This is a genomic window from Pseudomonas sp. ATCC 13867, from assembly GCF_000349845.1.
GTDB lineage: Bacteria > Pseudomonadota > Gammaproteobacteria > Pseudomonadales > Pseudomonadaceae > Pseudomonas.
Window position 1 is genome coordinate 3,230,314 of record NC_020829.1, and the last position, 20,424, is coordinate 3,250,737.

General features: G+C 67.3%; 21 protein-coding genes. 15 read left to right on the forward strand and 6 right to left on the reverse strand.

Translation table 11 applies throughout. The features are described from left to right. The first annotated feature begins 13 nt into the window (after positions 1-13). Both narI and H681_RS14325 read left to right on the forward strand, forming a co-directional pair. Positions 14-697, forward strand: coding sequence for a respiratory nitrate reductase subunit gamma (gene narI, locus H681_RS14320; protein WP_015477586.1), 684 nt, complete (start codon positions 14-16; stop codon positions 695-697). Positions 698-709: 12 nt separating this feature from the next. Further along, the gene (locus H681_RS14325) at positions 710-1,540 is read left to right on the forward strand and encodes a peptidylprolyl isomerase (protein ID WP_015477587.1); all 831 of its coding nucleotides are present in this window, start codon (positions 710-712) and stop codon (positions 1,538-1,540) included. 1 nt (position 1,541) lies between these two features. On the opposite strand, the gene H681_RS14330 is transcribed toward H681_RS14325, so the two are convergent. After that, positions 1,542-2,492, reverse strand: a complete 951-nt coding sequence (locus H681_RS14330; protein WP_015477588.1) for a DMT family transporter — start codon at positions 2,490-2,492, stop codon at positions 1,542-1,544. A gap of 128 nt (positions 2,493-2,620) precedes the next feature. Between H681_RS14330 and H681_RS14335 the strand changes: the two genes are divergently transcribed. Beyond that, positions 2,621-3,529, forward strand: coding sequence for a LysR substrate-binding domain-containing protein (locus H681_RS14335; RefSeq protein ID WP_041712006.1), 909 nt, complete (start codon positions 2,621-2,623; stop codon positions 3,527-3,529). Here H681_RS14335 and H681_RS14340 read toward each other — a convergent pair. After that, complete coding sequence (locus H681_RS14340; RefSeq protein WP_015477590.1) at positions 3,521-3,943, reverse strand: hypothetical protein; 423 nt, start codon at positions 3,941-3,943, stop codon at positions 3,521-3,523. The genes H681_RS14335 and H681_RS14340 overlap by 9 nt on opposite strands. A 47-nt stretch (positions 3,944-3,990) precedes the next feature. Continuing rightward, the gene (locus H681_RS14345) at positions 3,991-4,383 is read right to left on the reverse strand and encodes a DUF6306 domain-containing protein (RefSeq protein WP_015477591.1); all 393 of its coding nucleotides are present in this window, start codon (positions 4,381-4,383) and stop codon (positions 3,991-3,993) included. Between the two features lie 373 nt (positions 4,384-4,756). On the opposite strand from H681_RS14345, the gene ccoN reads away from it, so the two are divergent. From ccoN to H681_RS14375, 6 genes are all read left to right on the forward strand, one after another. Then, positions 4,757-6,202, forward strand: a complete 1,446-nt coding sequence (gene ccoN / locus H681_RS14350; protein ID WP_015477592.1) for a cytochrome-c oxidase, cbb3-type subunit I — start codon at positions 4,757-4,759, stop codon at positions 6,200-6,202. Between the two features lie 11 nt (positions 6,203-6,213). After that, a complete protein-coding gene (locus H681_RS14355) occupies positions 6,214-6,423 on the forward strand; it encodes a hypothetical protein (protein ID WP_015477593.1) in 210 nt (69 codons plus the stop codon). Positions 6,424-6,534: 111 nt separating this feature from the next. Next, positions 6,535-7,674 carry an HPP family protein gene (locus H681_RS14360; protein ID WP_015477594.1) on the forward strand — a complete coding sequence of 380 codons (1,140 nt, stop codon included), beginning with the start codon at positions 6,535-6,537 and terminating at the stop codon, positions 7,672-7,674. Between the two features lie 47 nt (positions 7,675-7,721). After that, complete coding sequence (locus H681_RS14365) at positions 7,722-8,582, forward strand: LysR family transcriptional regulator (protein WP_015477595.1); 861 nt, start codon at positions 7,722-7,724, stop codon at positions 8,580-8,582. Between the two features lie 97 nt (positions 8,583-8,679). Continuing rightward, a complete protein-coding gene (locus H681_RS14370) occupies positions 8,680-9,183 on the forward strand; it encodes a GNAT family N-acetyltransferase (protein WP_015477596.1) in 504 nt (167 codons plus the stop codon). A 139-nt stretch (positions 9,184-9,322) separates the two neighbouring features. After that, positions 9,323-9,763, forward strand: a complete 441-nt coding sequence (locus H681_RS14375) for a nuclear transport factor 2 family protein (RefSeq protein ID WP_015477597.1) — start codon at positions 9,323-9,325, stop codon at positions 9,761-9,763. A 41-nt stretch (positions 9,764-9,804) separates the two neighbouring features. Here H681_RS14375 and H681_RS14380 read toward each other — a convergent pair whose 3' ends face one another. Then, positions 9,805-10,716, reverse strand: a complete 912-nt coding sequence (locus H681_RS14380; protein ID WP_015477598.1) for a LysR family transcriptional regulator — start codon at positions 10,714-10,716, stop codon at positions 9,805-9,807. A gap of 132 nt (positions 10,717-10,848) precedes the next feature. Here H681_RS14380 and H681_RS14385 point away from each other — a divergent pair, with 132 nt between their 5' ends. The 4 genes from H681_RS14385 (at position 10,849) to H681_RS14405 (ending at position 13,728) form a co-directional block, all read left to right on the forward strand. Further along, on the forward strand, positions 10,849-11,583 hold the full coding sequence (locus H681_RS14385) for an SDR family NAD(P)-dependent oxidoreductase (RefSeq protein WP_015477599.1): 735 nt from the start codon (positions 10,849-10,851) through the stop codon (positions 11,581-11,583). 17 nt (positions 11,584-11,600) lie between these two features. Next, entirely contained in the window at positions 11,601-11,816 is a 216-nt protein-coding gene (locus H681_RS14390) for a tautomerase family protein (RefSeq protein WP_015477600.1), read from the forward strand. Between the two features lie 106 nt (positions 11,817-11,922). Beyond that, the gene (locus tag H681_RS14395) at positions 11,923-13,116 is read left to right on the forward strand and encodes an MFS transporter (RefSeq protein WP_015477601.1); all 1,194 of its coding nucleotides are present in this window, start codon (positions 11,923-11,925) and stop codon (positions 13,114-13,116) included. Positions 13,117-13,509: 393 nt separating this feature from the next. Then, complete coding sequence (locus H681_RS14405; protein ID WP_015477603.1) at positions 13,510-13,728, forward strand: hypothetical protein; 219 nt, start codon at positions 13,510-13,512, stop codon at positions 13,726-13,728. A gap of 1 nt (position 13,729) precedes the next feature. Here the strand turns inward: H681_RS14405 and H681_RS14410 are convergent, their stop codons facing one another. Then, positions 13,730-15,175 (reverse strand): SulP family inorganic anion transporter, encoded by a 1,446-nt coding sequence (locus tag H681_RS14410; protein ID WP_015477604.1) that lies wholly within the window; start codon positions 15,173-15,175, stop codon positions 13,730-13,732. Positions 15,176-15,358: 183 nt separating this feature from the next. Beyond that, complete coding sequence (locus tag H681_RS14415; RefSeq protein WP_041712012.1) at positions 15,359-15,925, reverse strand: TetR/AcrR family transcriptional regulator; 567 nt, start codon at positions 15,923-15,925, stop codon at positions 15,359-15,361. A gap of 188 nt (positions 15,926-16,113) precedes the next feature. Between H681_RS14415 and H681_RS14420 the strand changes: the two genes are divergently transcribed. After that, entirely contained in the window at positions 16,114-17,262 is a 1,149-nt protein-coding gene (locus tag H681_RS14420; protein ID WP_041712013.1) for a MexC family multidrug efflux RND transporter periplasmic adaptor subunit, read from the forward strand. A gap of 27 nt (positions 17,263-17,289) precedes the next feature. Beyond that, positions 17,290-20,421, forward strand: a complete 3,132-nt coding sequence (locus tag H681_RS14425; RefSeq protein ID WP_015477607.1) for an efflux RND transporter permease subunit — start codon at positions 17,290-17,292, stop codon at positions 20,419-20,421. Positions 20,422-20,424: the final 3 nt, after the last annotated feature.

Consider the following 20,424-nt stretch of genomic DNA (forward strand, 5'->3'; position numbering starts at 1 on the left):
ACGGAGGCTCATCATGTTCGAGGACTACCTGTTCCACTTCATCTACGGCATCTACCCCTACCTCGCCGGCTCGGTGTTCCTGCTCGGCAGCCTGATGCGCTACGACCACGGCCAGTACACCTGGAAGACCGGTTCCAGCCAGATGCTCTCGTCGAAGAACATGCGCCTGGCGAGCAACCTGTTCCACATCGGCATCCTGGCGATCTTCTTCGGCCACCTGGTCGGCCTGCTGACGCCGCACTGGGTCTACGCGCCGTTCCTCTCCGCCGGGCACAAGCAGATCATGGCCATCCTCTTCGGCGGCGTGGCCGGCGTGCTCTGCGTGATCGGCGGCGCCATGCTGCTCTGGCGGCGGCTGACCAACCCGCGGGTACGCGCCTCCTCCAGCGTGATGGACAACCTGATCATCGCCCTGCTCCTGCTGCAGGCGTGCCTGGGGCTGATCACCATCTTCGCCTCGCTGCACCACCTGGACGGCGGCATGATGCTGCTGCTGGCCAACTGGGCCCAGGCCATCGTGTTCTTCCGTGGCGACGCAGCCGGCTTCGTGATGGACGCGCCGCTGATCTTCAAGCTGCACATCTTCCTCGGCCTGACCATCATCCTGCTGTTCCCCTTCACCCGCCTGGTGCACGTGTGGAGCATTCCGCTGGGCTACTTCGGGCGCAATTACCAGATCGTCCGCCGGCGCAGCTAAGGAACGACAGACATGGACATGATCGCAGTCGAGAACCTGCCCAACGCCCCGGCGCCGGTGATCCGCGTCGGCGACACGCAACTCAGCGAGGCCGACATCGCCAGGGAAACGCCCTTCCACCCTTCGCCGTCGCTGGCCGAGGCCCAGCTCAAGGCCGCCCGCGCCCTGGTAGTGCGCGAGCTGCTGGCGCAGCGGGCCGCCATGCTCGGGCTGGCGGCCGGCCATGAGGAGGAAAACGATCAGGCCGTGGCCGCCCTGCTGGAGCGCGAACTGAACGTCCCGGAGCCCGACGAAAGCGCTTGCCGCCGCTACTTCGACACCCACCGCGAACGCTTCTCCGAGCCCACCCGGCTGCGCGTGCGGCACATCCTCCTGCCCGCCGCGCCGGAAGACGCCAAGGCTCGCGATGCGCACTACCGCCTGGGCGAAAAGCTGCTGAAGGAGCTGGGCGAACACCCGGAACGCTTCACCGATCTGGCCCAGCGGCATTCGGCCTGCCCGTCGAAGGACGACGGCGGCGAGCTGGGCTGGCTGACCTCCGGCCAGACCGTGGCCGAGCTGGACCAGGCGCTGCAGCGCTTGCCCGTCGGCCTGCACGAGCGGCCGCTGGCGTCGCGCTACGGCTGGCACCTGGTGAGCGTCGACGAACGCCAGGAGCGCAAGCCCCTGCCCTACGACCAGGTCGCCAACCGGGTGCACCACAGCCTGCGCGAGGAATCCACCCGCCACGCCCTGCGCCAGTACCTGCTGGCGCTGGAGGCGGAAATCGGCGTCGAGGGCATCCGCCTGGACGACGACCCCATCGAAGGCTCCGGCAACCGGCGCAACGATCTCGGGCCGTGAATCAGGACTGCGCCGCGCGCCCCTCGACCTCGGCGGGCGCGCGGTGCAGGCCGATGGCCCAGAGCACGCCGACAGTCAGCAGGACAATCGCCAGCGCCTCCACCGGGCCGGGCAGCCGCTGCTCGTTGATGTAGGCATAGGCACAGGCGAACAGCGTTTCGAAGACGATCAACTGGCCGCCCAGGCTCATCGGCAGGCGGCGCGTCGCGGCGTTCCACAGGCCATTGGCCACCCACGAGCCGAACACGGCGAGGAACAGCGACACCCAGAGGAACGCCATCCAGCGCTCCGAGGAAATGCCGGTGGGCACCGCCTGCGGCGCGACCAGCACGCCCACGCCCGCCAGCACGATAGCCATGACACCGGTGACCACGCCGGTCAGGGTCGACCACTCGTGGCTGGTGAAATGGCTGGCCTTCAGGTAGCGCGCGTTGGCCGTGGCGTACCAGGACCAGCAGACCACCGCGCAGAAACCGCAGACGATGCCGAGGATGCGCTCGCCCGGCGTACTGCCGGCGGCCATCAGCGCCGCGGGGTCGAGGTTGATGCAGAGAATGCCCAGGGCCACCAGCGCCAGCGGGAATTTCATCCGCGACAGCGGCAGCGAGTCCTGTTCGGAACGGCTGCGGTAGCTGATCGCCAGCGGCATGATGCCGTTGATCAGCGAGGCCGCCGCCACCCCGGCGAACTGCACCGCCGCCGAGAGCAGCGCGAAATACAGCAGGTTGCCGGCCAGGGACAGGCGCACCAGCATCGACAGGTCCTCGCGACTGACCCGACGCAGCAAGCCCAGGGCCACCGGCAGGGCGATCAGCAGCGAAATGGCGCCGTACAGAGCGAAGCGCACGGAGCTGATCAGCAGCGGGTTGAACTCCGGCACGAGCGACGGTGCCAGGATCACCCCGCCCCAGATTGCGCCTGCCATGCCTGCGTAGACCACCCCGCGTTTCATTACCCGTTACCTCGATCAGTCGGAAATGCCGCCACGGTAGCGACTGTGCTAGCGTCTGACCAAGGATAAATCCGCACCGAGCCATTCCCCACGGGAATGGCTGAGCATCTGTCAACCGGAGAACCGTCATCAGCCGTTACCTGCGCACCCTGCCGCCCCTGGAAACCCTGGTCACCTTCGAGGCCGTGGGCCGCTGCGGCAGCTTTACCCTGGCCGCCACCGAGCTGTTCCTCACCCAGAGCGCGGTGAGCAAGCAGATGCGCGCGCTGGAAGACAACCTCAAGGTGCCGCTGTTCGAGCGCAAGCCGCGCGGTGTCACCCTGACCGCCGCCGGCGCCGAGCTGCTGGGCACCGTGGACATGCTGCTCGATCGCCTGCAGCACAGCGTGCGGCGCATCCGCAACGTGCACCAGAGCAACGCCGTATCGGTGCTGGCAACCCACGCGCTGGCACAGTTCTGGCTGTTCCCCAAGCTGATCGAGTTCAACAAGACGCACCCCGGCATCGCCGTGCACGTGCATGCGATCAACGAGATCGACGAAGCCAGCCTGGTGGACTTCGACCTCGGCATCCTCTACGGCGCCGGCGACTGGACCACGCTGAACAGCCAGTTCGTGCTGCCGGAAGTCGTCTACCCGGTGGCGCGCCCGGACCTGGACGTCTCGGCGATCACGACCCTCGAGCAACTGGCCGCCGCGCCCCTGGTGCAACTGGATGCCTCGGCCTGGAGCTGCCTGGACTGGCACGACTGGTTCGCGCATTTCGGCAGGGACTACCAGCCGGCGGAAAGCGACCCGGTGTTCAACCAGCTCACCCTCGCCTACCGCGCCGTGCAGCAGGGCATGGGCATTGGCCTGGCGTGGAGCTTCATGGCCGACGAGGCAGTGGCCAAGGGCGAGATGCAGCGGGTGACCGACCATGCGCTGGTGACCGAGCGCGGCGAATACCTGGTGTCGTTGCGGCACCGCCAGCTGTCGCCCTCGGCGCAGTTGTTCCATGACTGGCTGCTGGCCTCGGTGGGCGAAAGATCAGGCTGAATCGGTCAGGCCGACGAAGCGGAACCCGCCGCTCGCCTCCTTGCGCTTCTCCAACTCGCGCGCTTCCTCCCGAGTGGCGGTGGTGCGGAACAGGATGTAGCAGCGCTCCTCGAGGAAGGCCCGCCGCCCCGCCTCGCTCTTCAGGTCATAGCCGTCCACTTCGGCGAAGAACAGGTGTTTGGCGAGGATCGACTGCTTGCTCTCGACATCCCGTGGATTGCTCCAGTCCCCGCCCGCCTTCAGCACCAGGCGGCTCTGGCGGGAACGATAGTGCTGGGTCAGGCGCTTGCGCAGGTTCTTGCCGATGCCGACCTTCAGCGCCTGGCCATCCAGGCTATGGATTTCATAGAGGCCGGGCTCGGCGGGAACGCGCAGGTCTATCTCGGCAAAGCGAATCCGGGTCATCCCATCCATGTGGCAGCGCTCCGTGGTCAACGGGGCCCAGGATACTCACCCAAGGTTCAGGCTTCACCGTCCTCATGCAGGCGCAGCACCGCCTGCAGCTCCTCGCGCAGCCAGGGCGCCTCGATTTCCGGCAGGCGCTGGCGAATCTGGCGGGCGACCCAGCGCTGGCCACGCCCGATGAAATCGAAGCGCAGTTCCAGGTCCTCGATGGCCATAGCGCTGGCGTGGAAGTCGCCGATGCCGGTGTCCGGCTGCACCCCCAGACGCTCCAGGCAGGCGCGCAGGTGCCGGCAACTGTCGGCCTCGCCCTGGTGCAGGAGTTCCAGGCGCCGGCGCACGGCGGGTTCGTCGGTTTGCCGCAGGCTGTCGAGCATGACCCGCGCACCGGCGCGCTCGGCACGCATCAGGGTCTGCAGCCAGTCGACAAGGTCGGCGGGAAGAGTGGACATGGACGGCTCCTCATGATCGCGAAGCCCCATGCTAGACCGCCTGCCGGCTCGGATTTAAATGAATTGAATTGCACTGATGCTGCACTTTTTTGAATGGATCCCTCCCACGCGCCACGTCGTCATTTCCACCGTTGCGTACGCCATCCTTGATCCTGAGCAAGGCGCGCCAGAGCGCTTGCGTGGCAGTCGCTCGCATTAACATCAAAATTACTGCACTTATGCTGCATTATTATTCGTTTGTTGCATCCATCCCGTCTGTTCAGACTAGTTCGGCTCCCCTGCGACGAATTGCCTCCCACGACGTTCGTCCGTCCGACCGTACCCCTGCGGCGGACAGGGAGCCGTCAGTCAACCGGAGTACGACGGAATCAAGATGGACAGCGCGATACCCCTCGATCAGAACACCCCCGACAGCAGCGTCTACAACTACGACATTGTTCGCCGTTTCACTCTGACCACCCTGGGCTGGGGCATCCTCGGGATGTTCATGGGCGTGTTCATCGCCGCCCAGCTGGTGTGGCCGCAACTGAGCCTGGACATGCCCTGGACCAGTTTCGGGCGCATCCGGCCGATCCACACCAACCTGGTGATCTTCGCCTTCGGCGGCAGCGCGCTGTTCGCCACCTCCTTCTACGTGGTGCAGCGCACCTGCCGCGTGCGGATCATCTCCGACGGCCTGGCCAACCTGCTGTTCTGGGGCTGGCAGGCGAGCCTGGTGGCGATGGTGGTCAGCTACCCGCTGGGCATCACCACCTCCAAGGAATACGCCGAGATGGAGTGGCCCATCGCCCTCTGGGTCACGGTGCTCTGGCTGGTGTACGCCTACCTGTTCTTCGGCACCATCGCCCGCCGCAAGGTGCGCCACATCTATGTGGGCAACTGGTTCTACGGCGCCTTCATCGTGGTGACCGGGATGGTTCACGTGGTCAACCACCTGTCGGTGCCGGTGACCCTGCTCAAGTCCTACCCGATCTACTCGGGCGCCACCGACGCGATGATCCAGTGGTGGTACGGCCACAGCGTGGTGGGCTTCATCCTCTCGGTAGGCTTCCTCGGCATGATGTACTACTACGTGCCCAAGCAGGCCGAACGGCCGATCTACTCCTATCGCCTGTCCATCGTGCATTTCTGGGCGATCATCACCCTGTACATCTGGGCCGGCCCGCACCACCTGCACTACACCGCGCTGCCGGACTGGGCCCAGTCGCTGGGCATGGTGATGTCCCTGATCCTGCTGGCTCCGAGCTGGGGCGGCATGATCAACGGCATGATGACCCTCTCCGGCGCCTGGCATAAGCTGCGCACCGACCCGATCCTGCGCTTCCTGGTGGTGTCCCTGGCCTTCTACGGCATGTCCACCTTCGAAGGTCCGATGATGGCGATCAAGACCGTCAACTCGCTGTCGCACTACACCGACTGGACCATCGGCCACGTACATGCCGGCGCCCTGGGCTGGGTAGCGATGATCTCCATCGGCGCGCTCTACCACATGATCCCGAAACTCTATGGCCGCGAGCAGATGCACAGCGTCGGCCTGATCAACGCGCACTTCTGGATGGCCACCATCGGCACCGTCCTGTACATCGCCTCCATGTGGGTCAACGGCATCACCCAGGGCCTGATGTGGCGCGCGGTCAACGAAGACGGCACCCTCACCTACTCCTTCGTCGAAGCGCTGGCCGCCAGCCATCCGGGCTACATCGTGCGCCTGCTCGGCGGCGCCACCTTCGCCAGCGGCATGCTGCTGATGGCCTGGAACACCTGGCTCACCGTACGTGCGGGCGAGCCGGTGAGCCACGGCACGGCGGCCACGGCCTGAGGAGCCAGAGCATGACCCTGCTGATGTTCTTCGGTCTGCTGGCCTGCGCCGTGGCCTGCTGGCGCGCCTGTCGCGGCGACAGCTTCGAGCAGGCCGCGTTGCTACCCTTCGCCGACGACCCGGAAGCCGCCCGGCGCATGACAGCAGCCACCGGCCGGCGCTGCGAACGGGTCGTCCAGCCGCTGCCGGAAGCGCCGCCGCCCTACCGAATGCGCGCCTGATTTCCCGCCCCACGGATGGGGCCTCCCCAAGTGCCGCCTGCGGCACCCTTGCAGGGCTCTTGCCGCAAGAGCCCGGCCTTTTTTCCGCCCTGACGTTCCTGGACCAGCCAGATGCTCTCCCTGCCCGGCTGGCGGCAGCGTGCCGCCACGTACCTTCCCGATATTCCCCACACCCGTCCCCGCGAATGGTTGCGCGCTTCCTGCGGCGCCAGCCTGGGTTTCCTGCTGATCGCCGTCACCTGCGGCGTGCTGTTCGGCTCCTCGGTGGCCCTGCACTTCGCCGGCCCCTGGGCCGCCTCGGCGATCCTGCTGTTCGCTGTCTCCTCCGGCGCCCTCGCCCAGCCCTGGTCGGTGATCGGCAGCTACCTGTGCGCCTCGCTGGTGGCCCTGCTGATCGGTCTCTGGCTACCGGTCGGGATGCCCAGCGCGGCCCTGGCGCTGGGCCTGAGCCTGGTGCTGATGTACCCGCTGCGCTGCCTGCATCCGCCCGGCGGCGCAGTGGCGTTCTGCATGGTCTTCGCCGCGCCGCTGCCTGGCGAGCCGGCGTGGATGGCGCCACTGCCGGCGATCAGCGGCGGCCTCGGCCTGGTGCTGCTGGCGGTGATCTTCAACAACCTCACGCGCATGCCCTATCCGCGCCGGCGCACGGTCATCAAGGACGATCACCAGACCCAGGACCCAACCCCCGGCGAGCGCGTCGGCATCCAGGCCGCCGACCTCGATCTGGCGCTGGACGAACTGGGCGCCTTCGTCGACATCACCCGCGACGACCTCGAGCTCATCGTCCGCAGTACCGAGCGCCACGCCCTGCGCCGCAGCATGGGCGACACCCGCGCGCACCAGATCATGTCCCGCGACCTGGTCTGCGCCGCGCCGGACACCCCGATCAGCCACGCCCTGCGCCTGCTGGTGAAGCACCACCTGAAGGCGCTGCCGATCCTCGACGAAGAACGCCGGCTGGTGGGCATCGTCAGCCTGATCGACCTGCTCGCGCCGAAACGCAAGGGCGGCTGGCTGAAGGGCCTGCTCGGCAGCGTCGGCCTGCGCCGCGACCGCGTGCTCGGCGAAGTGATGAGCCGCCCGGTACTGCATGTCGACGCCGACGCCCATGCGGTGGAACTGATCCCGCTGCTCTCAGACCGAGGCCTGCACTGCCTGCCGGTACTGGAGCGTGGCGAGCTGGTCGGGGTGATCACCCAGACCGACCTGATCGCCGCCCTGCAGCGCGACCTGCTCAGTCACCTGGGTTGACCCCGGTTTCCGCTACACTGGCCGCCTGATTCGCGCAGACTCCGCTCATGGACATCGACCTGACCCGCACCTTCCTGGAAATCGTTCGCCACGGCAGCTTCGTCGCCGCCGCCGAACGCATGCACATCACCCAGACCGCCGTCACCGCGCGGGTGCAGAAGCTGGAGAGCCACCTCAACTGCACCCTCTTCGTACGCAACCGCGCCGGGGCGCGCCTCACCCCGGACGGCGAGTCCTTCGTCACCTATGCCAACCAGATCCTGCAGACCTGGGAAGCCGCCCAGCGCGACCTGCCGCTGCCACAGGGCTACCACAACGTGCTGCACATCGGCGGCGAGGTGAGCCTGTGCAACCCGCTGATGCTGCGCTGGGTCAGCCGCATCCGCCAGGTCATCGGCGACCACGCCGTGCGCGCCGACATCGGCGACGGCCAGAGCCTGCTGCGCCAGCTGGAGCTGGGCGTGCTGGACGCGGCGCTGGTCTACCATCCGACCTACTGGCCGGGGATGCAGGTGGAACAGTTGCTGGAGGAAAAGCTGATCCTGGTGCGCGCGCAGAACCCCGAGCCCTACGTCTACATCGACTGGGGCGAAGGCTTCCGCCAGCAGCACGACAGCGCCCTGCCGGAGCTGTCCAAGGCGCCGGTATCCTTCAACCTCGGCCCGCTGGCGCTGCAGTACATCCTGGAGAACGGCGGCTCGGGCTACTTCCGCACGCGGGTGGTGCAGAGCTACCTGGACCGCAAGGTGTTGCGCCGTGTACCGCGCGCGCCGGAGTTCAGCTACCCGACCTACCTGGTGTATTCCCGCGACCGCGACTCGCAGGCGCTGCAGCAGGCCTTCACCCTGCTGCGCGAGGTGGTGGCGCAGGACACCGACTGGTCGCAGCGCTGGGATCCGATGATCTGACGAGCATCCCGCATGGCGCTGGCAATACTGGCGCATTGCGCGAAAATTACCTGATCCCCCTCTGCCGTGCGCCCCGCGCACCGCCACGAGCACCGCCATGACCGACCACCCCATCGAGCTGGTAGCGACCGGCCCGGAACACATCGAGCTGATCCGCAACCTCTACCAGTTCTACGCCTACGAGTCCTCGGACTGGGAGCAGGAGGACGTGGAAGTGGACGGCCGCTTCTACCTCCACGAGGAACACCTGGCGCGCTACTGGAGCGAACCGGAATGGAGCGCCAACCTGATCCTCGTCGACGGTTTCATCGCCGGCTTCCTGCTGATCGAAGGCAGCGAACTGCCGGGCATCGACGCGCTGGAGCTGGCCGACCTGTTCGTGCTAAAGAAGTACCGGCGCCAGGGTGTCGGCCGCACCGTCGCCACCCGCGTGCTGCTGGACAATCCCGGTCCCTGGCTGGTGCGCTACTACACCGGCGACGAGCTGGCGGCAGCGTTCTGGAAAGCCGTGCTGGGCGCCCTGCCGCGGTCGGTCCGGCACGTCGATCCGGGCGACGATCCGCAGCTGGCGAGCTTTTTCATCAATCCCTGGACGCACTGAGAAGCGGCTGACGATCCGCTGCGCGGCGGCGGGCGGTTGTTCGGCAGGATCAGTCTTCTGTCATTTCCGATCATTGAGCGGGTTCCGCGCACGGACGTATCGTCCTGTTCAAATGACAAGAACGATCAGGAGGTACCCCATGCCCACCCTCAACCTGAACCCGCAGGCCGCCGCATCCCTGGAACGCTGGCACCAGATGATCGCCGGCAAGGACTTCTCCGGGCTGCCGGAGCTGCTGTCGCCGAACATCGTGTTCCGCTCGCCGATGGCCCACACGCCCTACCCCGGCGCCCCGGTGGCGGCGACCATCCTCGGCACCGTGCTGCAAGTGTTCGGCGACTTCGTCTACCACCGCCAACTGGCCACCGGCGATGGCCTGAGCGTGGTCCTGGAGTTCAGCGCCCAGGTCAACGGCCGCGAGCTCAAGGGCATCGACATGATCCGCTTCGACGAAACCGGCAAGATCGTCGAGTTCGAGGTGATGATCCGCCCCATGAGCGGCCTGCAGGCCCTCGGCGAGGAGATGGGCCGGCGCCTGGGCGCCTACCTCTCCGCCCAGAAGGCCCACGCGCACGGATGACGGCACGGCCCGCCGGCCAGTCCAACCGGCGGGCCCCACGGCTAGCGCCCCCGCTGCTCCAGCATGAACTCGATGAACGCCCGCACCCGCGAAGGCACGTGCCGCGCATGGGGGTAGATCAGTAGGAATGGGCGCGTGGTGCCGCCGTAGTCGCCCAGCACCTCCACCAGCTCGCCGGCAGCCAGTTCCGCCTGCACGGTGAAGCGATAGGCCTGCATCAACCCGCCGCCGTGCTTCGCCAGGGTCGCGGTGGCCAGGTGGTCTTCCAGCACCGTGCAACTGCCCGAGGTTTCCACCTCCACGACCCGGCCATTGACCCGGAACGACCAGGGCACCCGGCGCCCGGTGCTGGGCAGTTCGTACTGGATGCACTCATGGCCGTCGAGATCGTCCAGTGTCCGTGGCGTGCCGGCGCGCCGCAGGTAGTCCGGGGTGCCCACCACCACCAGTTCGGCATCCTCCAGGCGCCGCGCGACGAGACTCGAATCCGCCGGCTCGCGGCCGCGCACCGCCAGGTCATAGCCTTCGTCGGCGAAGTCGATGTTACGGTTGCTGACGTGGATGTCCACCGTCACCTGCGGGTAGCGCCGGCGGAACGCCGGCAGCAGCGGCAGCAGACGGAAATGCGCGTAGGGCGTCGGCACGCTGATGCGTAGCCGGCCGGACGGCACGCTCTGGCCGCCGGTGACCTCGCGCTCGGCATCCACCAGTTGGCCCAGGGCCTGGCGGCACTGTTCGAAGTAGTTGCGCCCGCCTTCGGTCAGGCGCATCTGCCGCGTGGTGCGGACGAACAGGCGCACGCCGAGGCGTTCCTCCAGGCGCGCCACCGAACGGCTCACCGCCGCCGGAGTGATGCCGGCCTCGTTGGCCGCGGCGGTGAAGCTGCCGGTTTCCGCGGCGAGGCAGAACAGCTCGATGCTGCCCAGTTGCAGGTCGTCGAAATGGCGAGTCATGGCGCAGCCCGATTCATTACATGAGGTATCAATTCAAATGCCATGAACCTCATTTTTCAAGCAGCGCTTGCAGCCTAGATTGGCCCCCAAGACGCGGGCATCCCGCCCCGCCTCACTTGAGGAGACTCAATCATGCGCAAGACCGTCATCGTCACCGGCGCCTCCAGCGGCCTGGGTTTCGCCATTGCCGAGGCCTACCTAGCGCGCGGCTACAACGTGGTGGGCAACGCCCGCAGCCTGGCCCGCCTGCAGGAGGCCGCGCAGAAGCTGGGCAACCCGGCCAACTTCCTGCTGGTGGAGGGCGACATCGCCCAACCGGAAACCGCCAGACGCCTGTTCGCCCAGGCCACCGAAGCCTTCGGCCAGGTGGACATCCTGATCAACAACGCCGGCATCTTCATTCCCAAGCCGGTGACCGAGTACAGCGAGGATGAGGTCAACGCCATCGTCGACACCAACCTCAAGGGCTTCTTCTACCCCGCCCAGGCCGCCGCCCGGCACATGGCCGCCAACGGCTCGGGGCACATCGTCGCCCTCACCGCCGCCATCGCCCTGCAGCCCAACGCCAAGGTGCCGGCGCTGCTGCCGGTGCTGATCAAGGGCGGCCTGAACAGCGCGGTGCGCGGCCTGGCGCTGGAGCTGGCGGGCTCCCAGGTGCAGGTCAACGCCGTGGCGCCGGGGATCATCCAGACCCCGATGCACGCCGAGGACGCCGAAACCAGCGCCTTCCTCAGCAGCCTGGCGCCCACCGGCAAGATAGGCACGCCGCGGGACATCGTCGACGCCGTGCTCTACCTGACCGACTCGACCTTCGTCACCGGTGCCATTCTGAATGTCGACGGTGGATCCACCACCGGCACCTGGTAAACCACAGGAGAACCGCAATGCCCTACGTGAACATCCAGGTCACCGACGAAGGGGTGACCGCCGAGGAACGCCGCCAGTTGATCGAAGGCGTGACCGAACTGCTGGAGCGGGTACTGAGAAAACCGCCGGCGAGCACCTTCGTGGTGATCCAGGAAATCCCCACCGACAGCTGGGGCGTGGGCGGCGAAACCGTCAAGGCGCTGCGCGCGCGGGCGAAGCAGCCCGGCGACTGAAGCTGCGGGCACGCCGGGGGGCCGCCAGGGCCTCCGGCGATTGCGCCGCACCTTCGGGGTGCTGCTAGCATCGCGGCATCCCCCAACGTCCGTACCGAGGCATGGAATGCTCGCCGCGCTCAAGCGTTACCCGCTGCAGGTCAACCTGCTGCTCTGCTCCACGCTCCTGCTGACCCTGGCGCGCGCCATTACCCTGCCTTACCTGGTGATCTACCTCTCGACGAACTTCGACCTGGCCGTCAGCCGCATCGGCCTGCTGCTGGGCGGGGCGCTGGTCGGCGGTTCGCTGATCAGCCTCTACGGCGGCTACCTGATCGACCGGATGCCCGGCTACCGCCTGATCCTCGGCTTCAGCGCCTGCTTCGTCGCCGCCTTCATCGGCATGTGCCTGACGGACAACCTCTGGCTGTTCTTTTTCTTCCTGCTCGGCTTCAACTTCGCCTACTCGGTGACCGACGTGGTGGTGAAGACCGCCTTCGGCCGGCTGCTGGCGGCGGGCGAGCAGAGCCGCGCCTTCTCCATCCGCTACACCCTGATCAACCTCGCCTACGCCATCGGTCCCTTCATCGGCGCCGGGCTGGCGCAATGGAGCCAGAAGCTGCCCTTCATGGTGTCCGCGGCCCTGGGCAGCTTCTTTCTGCTGGCCTTCCTGCGCTATGGCGACCGTGACATGCGCCCGGCCGCCGGGGTGGCGCCGCCCTCCTTCCTGGCGGTGATGGGCGTGCTGTCGCGGGATCGCCGGCTGATGTACTTCACCGTCGGCGGGGCCTTCACCGCCGTGGTATTCGGCCAGTTCTCCGCCTACCTGTCGCAGTACCTGGTCGCCACCGGCACGGCGGAATACGCCTACCAGGTGATCCAGACCATCCTCGGGGTCAATGCGGTGACGGTGATCTGCCTGCAGTACCTGCTGGGCAAACGCATCGACAATGCGCACCTGCAGCGCTGGCTGATCGTCGGCCTGGGCCTGTTCGTGCTGGGCATCGTCGGCTTCGGCCTATCCCGGCATCTCGCGCACTGGGGCCTGGCAATGGTCGTGTTCACCCTCGGCGAGATCATCGTGATCCCCGCCGAGTACATGTTCATCGACCGCATCGCCCCGCCCCATCTGCGCGGCGTGTACTACGGCACGCAGAACCTGTCGAACCTCGGCGGCGGCGCCGGCCCGGTGCTGGTCGGCTTCGCCCTGAGCCTGTGGGCGCCGCACTGGGTGTTCGTGATGCTCGCCGGCTGCATCGTCGTCGGCGCCTTCTTCTACGTCGCCGGCGCCTCTCGGCCCTCGCCCCGGCCGCACGACTGACGAACGACCTTGCGCGGCTCCGGGGAGTGACGCGGCTGCTCGGCATCCTGCCCGGCGCCATCAGCCTGTGGAGGCTCGACGCTGAGCTGCTGAGCCGCAACCCGCGCCGAGGACGACAAGGGTCATCGCCCGAGCGCGTGGCATGAGTTCAAGGGCCGGACGAAGACCGAGTTTTCCTCCGCCGACGCGCCGTCCCGTTCAGCGCCGACCAGGACAGTACCTGGGGCGAACTGAACCTGGACGTCGACTGCCGGCTCGCCGAGCGGACCAGCCTGACCCGCTCGCTCGGGATCCAGAAAGCGTTCGATGGCGAAGGACGCAGCCACGAAGGCATCATCGGCATCAAGGTGAAATTCCGAGGAATGAGACCGGGTCCGGCCGGGGGAGCACGACATGCGCCAGCAGGAACAACGCCATCTACGCGCCGTCCGCACGACGGCCTACAACAACGAGGTTGCCGCCGAACTGCTCCAGGAGCTGCTGGCCCGCGCCTGCAGCGAAGACCAGGCGCGGCGCATCCGCTGTGCCAGGCGCCAGTTGCTCAGGGATGCCGACGCCCTCGAACTCGTCTGGCAGGCCCTCAGCACCCCGGATGCCACCCCCAGGCCCTGACTCAGGCGTGCTGGATACCGGCGCGCTTGAGCAACTGCCGGCAGCGCTCCGACAGGTGCACCACGCGCAGGTGCTTGCCCGCCCTGGCATACCGCTCGCGCAGCGTCTTCAGCGCGGCGATGGCCGAGTAATCGACGAAGCTCAGGTGCGCGCAGTCCAGGGTGACCTGCTGCGGGTCATTGGCCGGGTCGAACTGGTTGAGGAACGGCGTGCTGGAAGCGAAGAACAGCGTGCCGTGCACGCGGTAGAGCCGGCTGCCATCGGCCTCGTCATGCACGTCGGCGTACAGCTCGCGGGCGTGTTTCCAGGCAAAGTCCAGGGCGGCGAGGATGATGCCGCAGAACACCGCGGTCGCCAGATCGGTGGCCACGGTGATCGCGGTCACCGCGATGATCACCAGCACGTCGCTCAGCGGCACCTTGTGCAGCACCCGCAGCGAAGCCCAGGCGAAGGTCTGCTGCGATACCACGAACATCACGCCCACCAGCGCCGCCAGCGGGATGCGCTCGATCAGCGGCGATAGGAACAGCACGAAGAACAGGATCATCACCCCGGCCACCACGCCCGACAGCCGGCCACGGCCGCCCGAGCTCAGGTTGATCACCGTCTGGCCGATCATGGCGCAACCGCCCATGCCGCCGAACAGCCCGGAAACGATATTGGCTCCGCCCAGCGCCACGCACTCGCGGTCGGGAAAGCCGCGGCTCTCGGTGATCTCGTCGGTGAGGTTGAGGGTCAGCAGGGTTTCCAGCAGCCCGACCATCGCCATGAGGAAGGCATAGGGCGCGATGATCCGCAGGGTTTCCAGGTTCCACGGGATGTCCGGCAGAGCGAACGGCGGCAGGCCGCCGGCGATGTGCGCCATATCGCCCAACGTGCGGGTCGGCAGGTTCAGCAGGTAGACCAGCAGGCCGACGCCCAGGATCGCCACCAGCGCCGGCGGCACCGCGCGGGTCAGGCGCGGCAGTCCATACACCACCGTCATGGTCAGCGCCACCAGCCCCAGCATCAGGTACAGCGGGTTGCCGCTCAGCCAGTGTTCGCCGTCCTTGAAATGCTCCATCTGCGCCAGCGCGATGACGATCGCCAGGCCATTCACGAACCCCAGCATCACCGGGTGCGGCACCATCCGCACCAGCTTGCCCAGGCGCAGCAGGCCGAAGCCGATCATCACCAGCCCGCCCAGCAGCACAGTGGCCAGCAGGTACTGCACCCCGTGCTGCACCACCAGGGCGACGATCACCACCGCCATCGAACCGGCCGCGCCGGACACCATGCCGGGCCGTCCGCCGAACAACGCGGTCAGGGTGCAGAGGATAAAGGCGCCATACAGCCCCATCAGCGGATTGAGGTGGGCGACCAGGGCAAAGGCGATGCACTCGGGCACCAGGGCGAAGGACGTGGTCAGTCCTGCCAGGACATCGGCACGCAGGCGGGCGGGTTTCATGGTTCGACTCGGGACGGGTGTTGCGAAAAAGGTCGGCAATGGTACGGAAATGCATCGCGCACGGCCACTCGCTACACCCGCGCGGCGTACCGGTCAGTTCTCCGGAGCCGAGGAGCCGACCTCGACGATACCGCGGGCTTCGATCCGCGCTCATGGCGAAGCGAGTGAAACCGGGCCACCGCCCTATCCGGCCTGCCCCTGCACCAGCGCCCCGTGCAGGAACAATTGCTCCAGCACGCTGGCCGAGCTGGAGCTGGCCGCCCGGCCATAGCGCACGGCGTCGACCATGCCGTAGACCATCGAGAGGAAGAGCTCGGTGAACACCGCGGCGGTGATGTCGATGCGGAACACGCCGATCTGCTGGCCGCGCAGGAAGAAGGCGTCCACGGCGGCGGTGTAGTAGCGCCAGCGTTCGGTGGTGGTTTCGATGTCGAGGCTTTCGGCGCGGTACTGGAAGAGTAGGAAGGCCAGCATCTCGCGATGCTTGAGGTGTTCGCCGATCAGCCGGCGCAGTGCGTCCAGCGGTTGCGCCTGCTGCAGTTCGGCAGCCTCGAGGATCTGTCGGATCACCGAGTGGCCATAGTTGTCCAGCATCTCCAGCAGATTGTCACGGGTGCCGCAGAAGCGGTGCAACGTGGCCTTGCTCACCCCTGCCGATGCCGCCAGCTCCTTCAGTGTCGCCCGTGGGCGATCGACGATAGCGACGGCCAGCGCATTGAGAAGACGTTCATCGTGGGCAGTGAGTGTCATTCGTAGCCTCGGAACCGGGTGTCGGGTTGCTTCGATGTTGGAGAGTCTCATTGTGCAGAAAAAGCCTCTCCTTTTGAAAGGATATGTCACATTTTATACACACTAGAAGCATATGAGTCAATATTGACTCATTTTGTTTTTAAAAGGATCATACGCACCTTTCCAGTTAGAGCAGACCCGGGTGAATCATGGGCAGGTTGCGTGCGGTAGGGATGATCAGCGCTTGGATGGCAGCGATGGCGCTGGCCGGTTGCGGGCCTTCGGGCGAGCCGGAAGCGGTCGCCGAGGTCGCCCGCCCGGTGGATGTGGTGGCGGTGGTCACCGAGCCGCTGGTGTTGACCTCGGAATTGCCCGGTCGCATCGAGCCCATGCGGGTGGCCGAGGTCCGCGCGCGGGTCGCCGGCATCGTGCTGCAGAAGCGCTTCGAGGAAGGCGCCGACGTGAAGGCCGGCGAGTTGCTGTTCCAGATCGACCCGGCGCCGCTGAAGGCTGCCGTGTCCCGCGCCGAAGGCGAACTGGCGCGTGCCCAGGCTTCGCTCTACGAGGCGCAGGCGCGGGTCAGGCGCTATGAGCCGCTGGTGAAGATCGAAGCGGTCAGCCAGCAGGACTTCGACACCGCCACGGCGGACATGCGCAGCGCCCAGGCGGCGGTACGCTCGGCCCAGGCGGACGTGGAAACCGCGCGGCTGAACCTGGGCTACGCCTCGGTCAAGGCGCCGATTTCCGGGCGTATCGGCCGGGCGCTGGTCACCGAGGGCGCGCTGGTCGGCCAGGGCGAGGCGACGCTGATGGCGCGCATCCAGCAGCTCGACCCGATCTACGCCGACTTCACCCAGCCGGTGGCCGACGCGCTGCGCCTGCGCGAGGCGCTCAAGGGCGGCAACCTCTCCGCCGGCCAGAGCCAGGCGCTGAGCATCCGTGTCGACGGCACCAACTACCAGCGCCAGGGTGAGCTGCTGTTCACCGATGTCTCGGTGGACCGTGGCACCGGCCAGGTGTCGCTGCGCGGCAGCTTCGCCAACCCCGACGGTGTGCTGCTGCCGGGCATGTACGTGCGGGTCACCGCACCGCAGGGCAGCGACGACAAGGCCATCCTGGTGCCCCAGCGCGCCGTGCAGCGCGCCACCGACGGCAGCGCCCACGTGCTGGTGATCGGCGCCGACAGCCGCGTCGAAACCCGGTCGGTGGTGACCGGTGCCATGCAGGGCTCGCGCTGGCAGATCAGCCAGGGCCTGGCCAGCGGCGACCAGGTGATCGTCGGCGGCCTCACCGGCCTGCAGCCGGGCAGCAAGGTCGAACCGCGTTCCGCGCAGGAACAACAGGCGGCACGCCAGTAAGGCCGGGCTCGCCGCGAGGAATCTTTCATGTCCAAGTTCTTCATCATGCGCCCCAACTTCGCGTGGGTGGTGGCGCTGTTCATCTCCCTGGCCGGCCTGCTGGTCATTCCGTTGCTGCCGGTGGCGCAGTACCCCAACGTGGCGCCGCCGCAGATCAGCGTGACCGCCACCTACCCCGGCGCCTCGGCGCAGGTGCTGGTGGACTCGGTCACCAGCGTGATCGAGGAGGAGCTCAACGGCGCCAAGGGCCTGCTCTACTTCGAGTCCACCAGCAACTCCAACGGCATGGCCGAGGTGGTGGTCACCTTCCAGCCCGGCACCAACCCGGAGCTGGCCCAGGTGGACGTGCAGAACCGCCTGAAGAAAGCCGAGGCGCGCATGCCCCAGGCCGTGCTCACCCAGGGGCTGGAGGTCGAGCAGACCAGCGCCGGCTTCCTGCTGATCTACGCGCTCAACTACAAGGAAGGCGCCCAGCGCAGCGATACCACCGCCCTGGGCGACTACGCCGCGCGCAACATCAACAACGAGCTGCGCCGCGTCTCCGGCGTCGGCAAGCTGCAGTTCTTCTCCTCCGAAGCGGCCATGCGCGTCTGGATCGACCCGCAGAAGCTGGTGGGCTATGGCCTCTCCATCGATGATGTGGGCAACGCCATCCGCGGGCAAAACGTGCAGGTGCCGGCCGGCAGCTTCGGCAGCTCGCCGGGCAGCACCCAGCAGGAACTGACCGCGACCCTGGCGGTGAAAGGCACCCTCGATGATCCGGCGGAGTTCGGCCGCGTCGTGCTGCGCGCCAATCCCGACGGCTCCACCGTGAAGCTGGCCGATGTCGCACGCCTGGAAGTGGGCAGCGAAAGCTACAACTTCACCGCGCGCCTGAACGGCAAGCCGGCGGTGGCCGGCGCCATCCAGCTCTCCCCCGGCGCCAACGCGCTGCAGACCGCCGCCCTGGTGAAGGAGCGCCTGGCCGAGCTGTCGGTGAACTTCCCCGACGACATCGAGTACTCGGTGCCCTACGACACCTCGCGCTTCGTCGACGTGGCCATCGAGAAGGTCATCCACACTCTGCTCGAAGCGATGGTGCTGGTGTTCCTGGTGATGTTCCTGTTCCTGCAGAACGTGCGCTACACCCTGATCCCGGCCATCGTGGTGCCGGTGTGCCTGCTCGGTACGCTGACGATGATGTACCTGCTGGGCTTCTCGGTGAACATGATGACCATGTTCGGCATGGTGCTGGCCATCGGCATCCTGGTGGACGACGCCATCGTGGTGGTGGAGAACGTCGAGCGGATCATGGCCGAGGAAGGGCTCTCCCCCGCCGCCGCCACGGTCAAGGCGATGGGCCAGGTGTCCGGCGCCATCGTCGGCATCACCCTGGTACTGTCGGCGGTGTTCCTGCCGCTGGCGTTCATGGCCGGCTCGGTGGGCGTGATCTACCAGCAGTTCTCCCTGTCGCTGGCGGTGTCGATCCTGTTCTCCGGCTTCCTCGCCCTGACCTTCACTCCGGCGCTGTGCGCCACCCTGCTCAAGCCGATCCCCGAGGGTCACCACGAGAAGCGCGGCTTCTTCGGCGCCTTCAACCGCGGCTTCGCGCGCCTGACCGCGCGCTACACCCTGCTCAACAGCGCACTGGTCAAGCGTGCCGGGCGCTACATGCTGGTCTACGCCGGCATCATCGCCGTGCTCGGCTACACCTACGTGCGCCTGCCGGAGTCCTTCGTGCCGGTGGAAGACCAGGGCTACATGATCGTCGACATCCAACTGCCGCCGGGCGCCACCCGCGCGCGCACCGACCTCACCGGCCAGGAGCTGGAGCGCTACCTGATGTCCCGCGAGGCGGTCGATTCGGTGTTCCTGGTGATGGGCTTCAGCTTCTCCGGCATGGGCGAGAACGCCGCGCTGTCCTTCCCGACCCTGAAGGACTGGTCCGTGCGCAGCGCCGAGCAGTCCGCCGACGCGGAGGCCACGCACACCAACGAACGCTTCGCCGGGATCAGCGACGGCGCGATCATGGCGGTCACTCCGCCGCCGATCGACGGCCTGGGCAACTCCGGCGGTTTCGCCCTGCGCCTGCAGGACCGCGCCGGCCTCGGCCGCGACGCCCTGCTGGCGGCCCGCGACCAGTTGCTGGGCGAAGCCAACGGCAACCCGAAGATCCTCTACGCGATGATGGAAGGCCTCGCCGAAGCGCCGCAGCTGCGCCTGGAAATCGACCGCGACAAGGCACGCACCCTCGGCGTGAGCTTCGAGTCGATCAGCAGTGCGCTGTCCGCCGCCTTCGGTTCGTCGGTGATCAACGACTTCGCCAACGCCGGCCGCCAGCAACGCGTGGTGGTGCAGGCCGAACAGGGCGAGCGGATGACCCCGGAAGCCGTGCTCAAGCTCTACGTACCCAACGCCGGCGGCGAGCTGGTGCCGCTGTCCGCCTTCGTCAGCACCCGCTGGGAAGAAGGCCCGGTGCAACTGGTGCGCTACAACGGCTACCCGTCGATCCGCATCGCCGGCGACGCCGCGCCCGGCGTCAGCACCGGCGAGGCGATGGCCGAAATGCAGCGCCTGGCCGCCGAACTGCCGGCGGGCATCAGCTACGAATGGACCGGCCTGTCCTACCAGGAGAGGGTCGCCAGCGGCCAGGCGACGCAACTGTTCGCCCTCGCCATCCTGGTGGTGTTCCTGCTGCTGGTGGCGCTCTACGAGAGCTGGGCGATCCCGCTGTCGGTGATGCTCATCGTGCCCATCGGCGCCCTCGGCGCGGTGCTCGCGGTGACGGCCGTCGGCCTGCCCAACGACGTGTACTTCAAGGTCGGCCTGATCACTATCATCGGTCTTGCGGCGAAGAACGCGATCCTCATCGTCGAGTTCGCCAAGGAACTCTGGGAGAAGGGCTACAGCCTGCGCGAGGCCGCCATCGAGGCCGCTCGCCTGCGCTTCCGCCCGATCATCATGACCTCGATGGCCTTCATCCTCGGCGTGGTGCCGCTGACCATCGCCAGCGGCGCCGGCGCCGCCAGCCAGCGCGCCATCGGCACCGGGGTGATCGGCGGGATGCTCAGCGCCACGCTGCTGGGGGTGATCTTCGTGCCCGTCTGCTTCGTCTGGCTGCTGTCGCTGCTGCGCCGCCAACCCAGGCCCGCCCATCCATCCCTCGAGGCCACGGAGTGACCG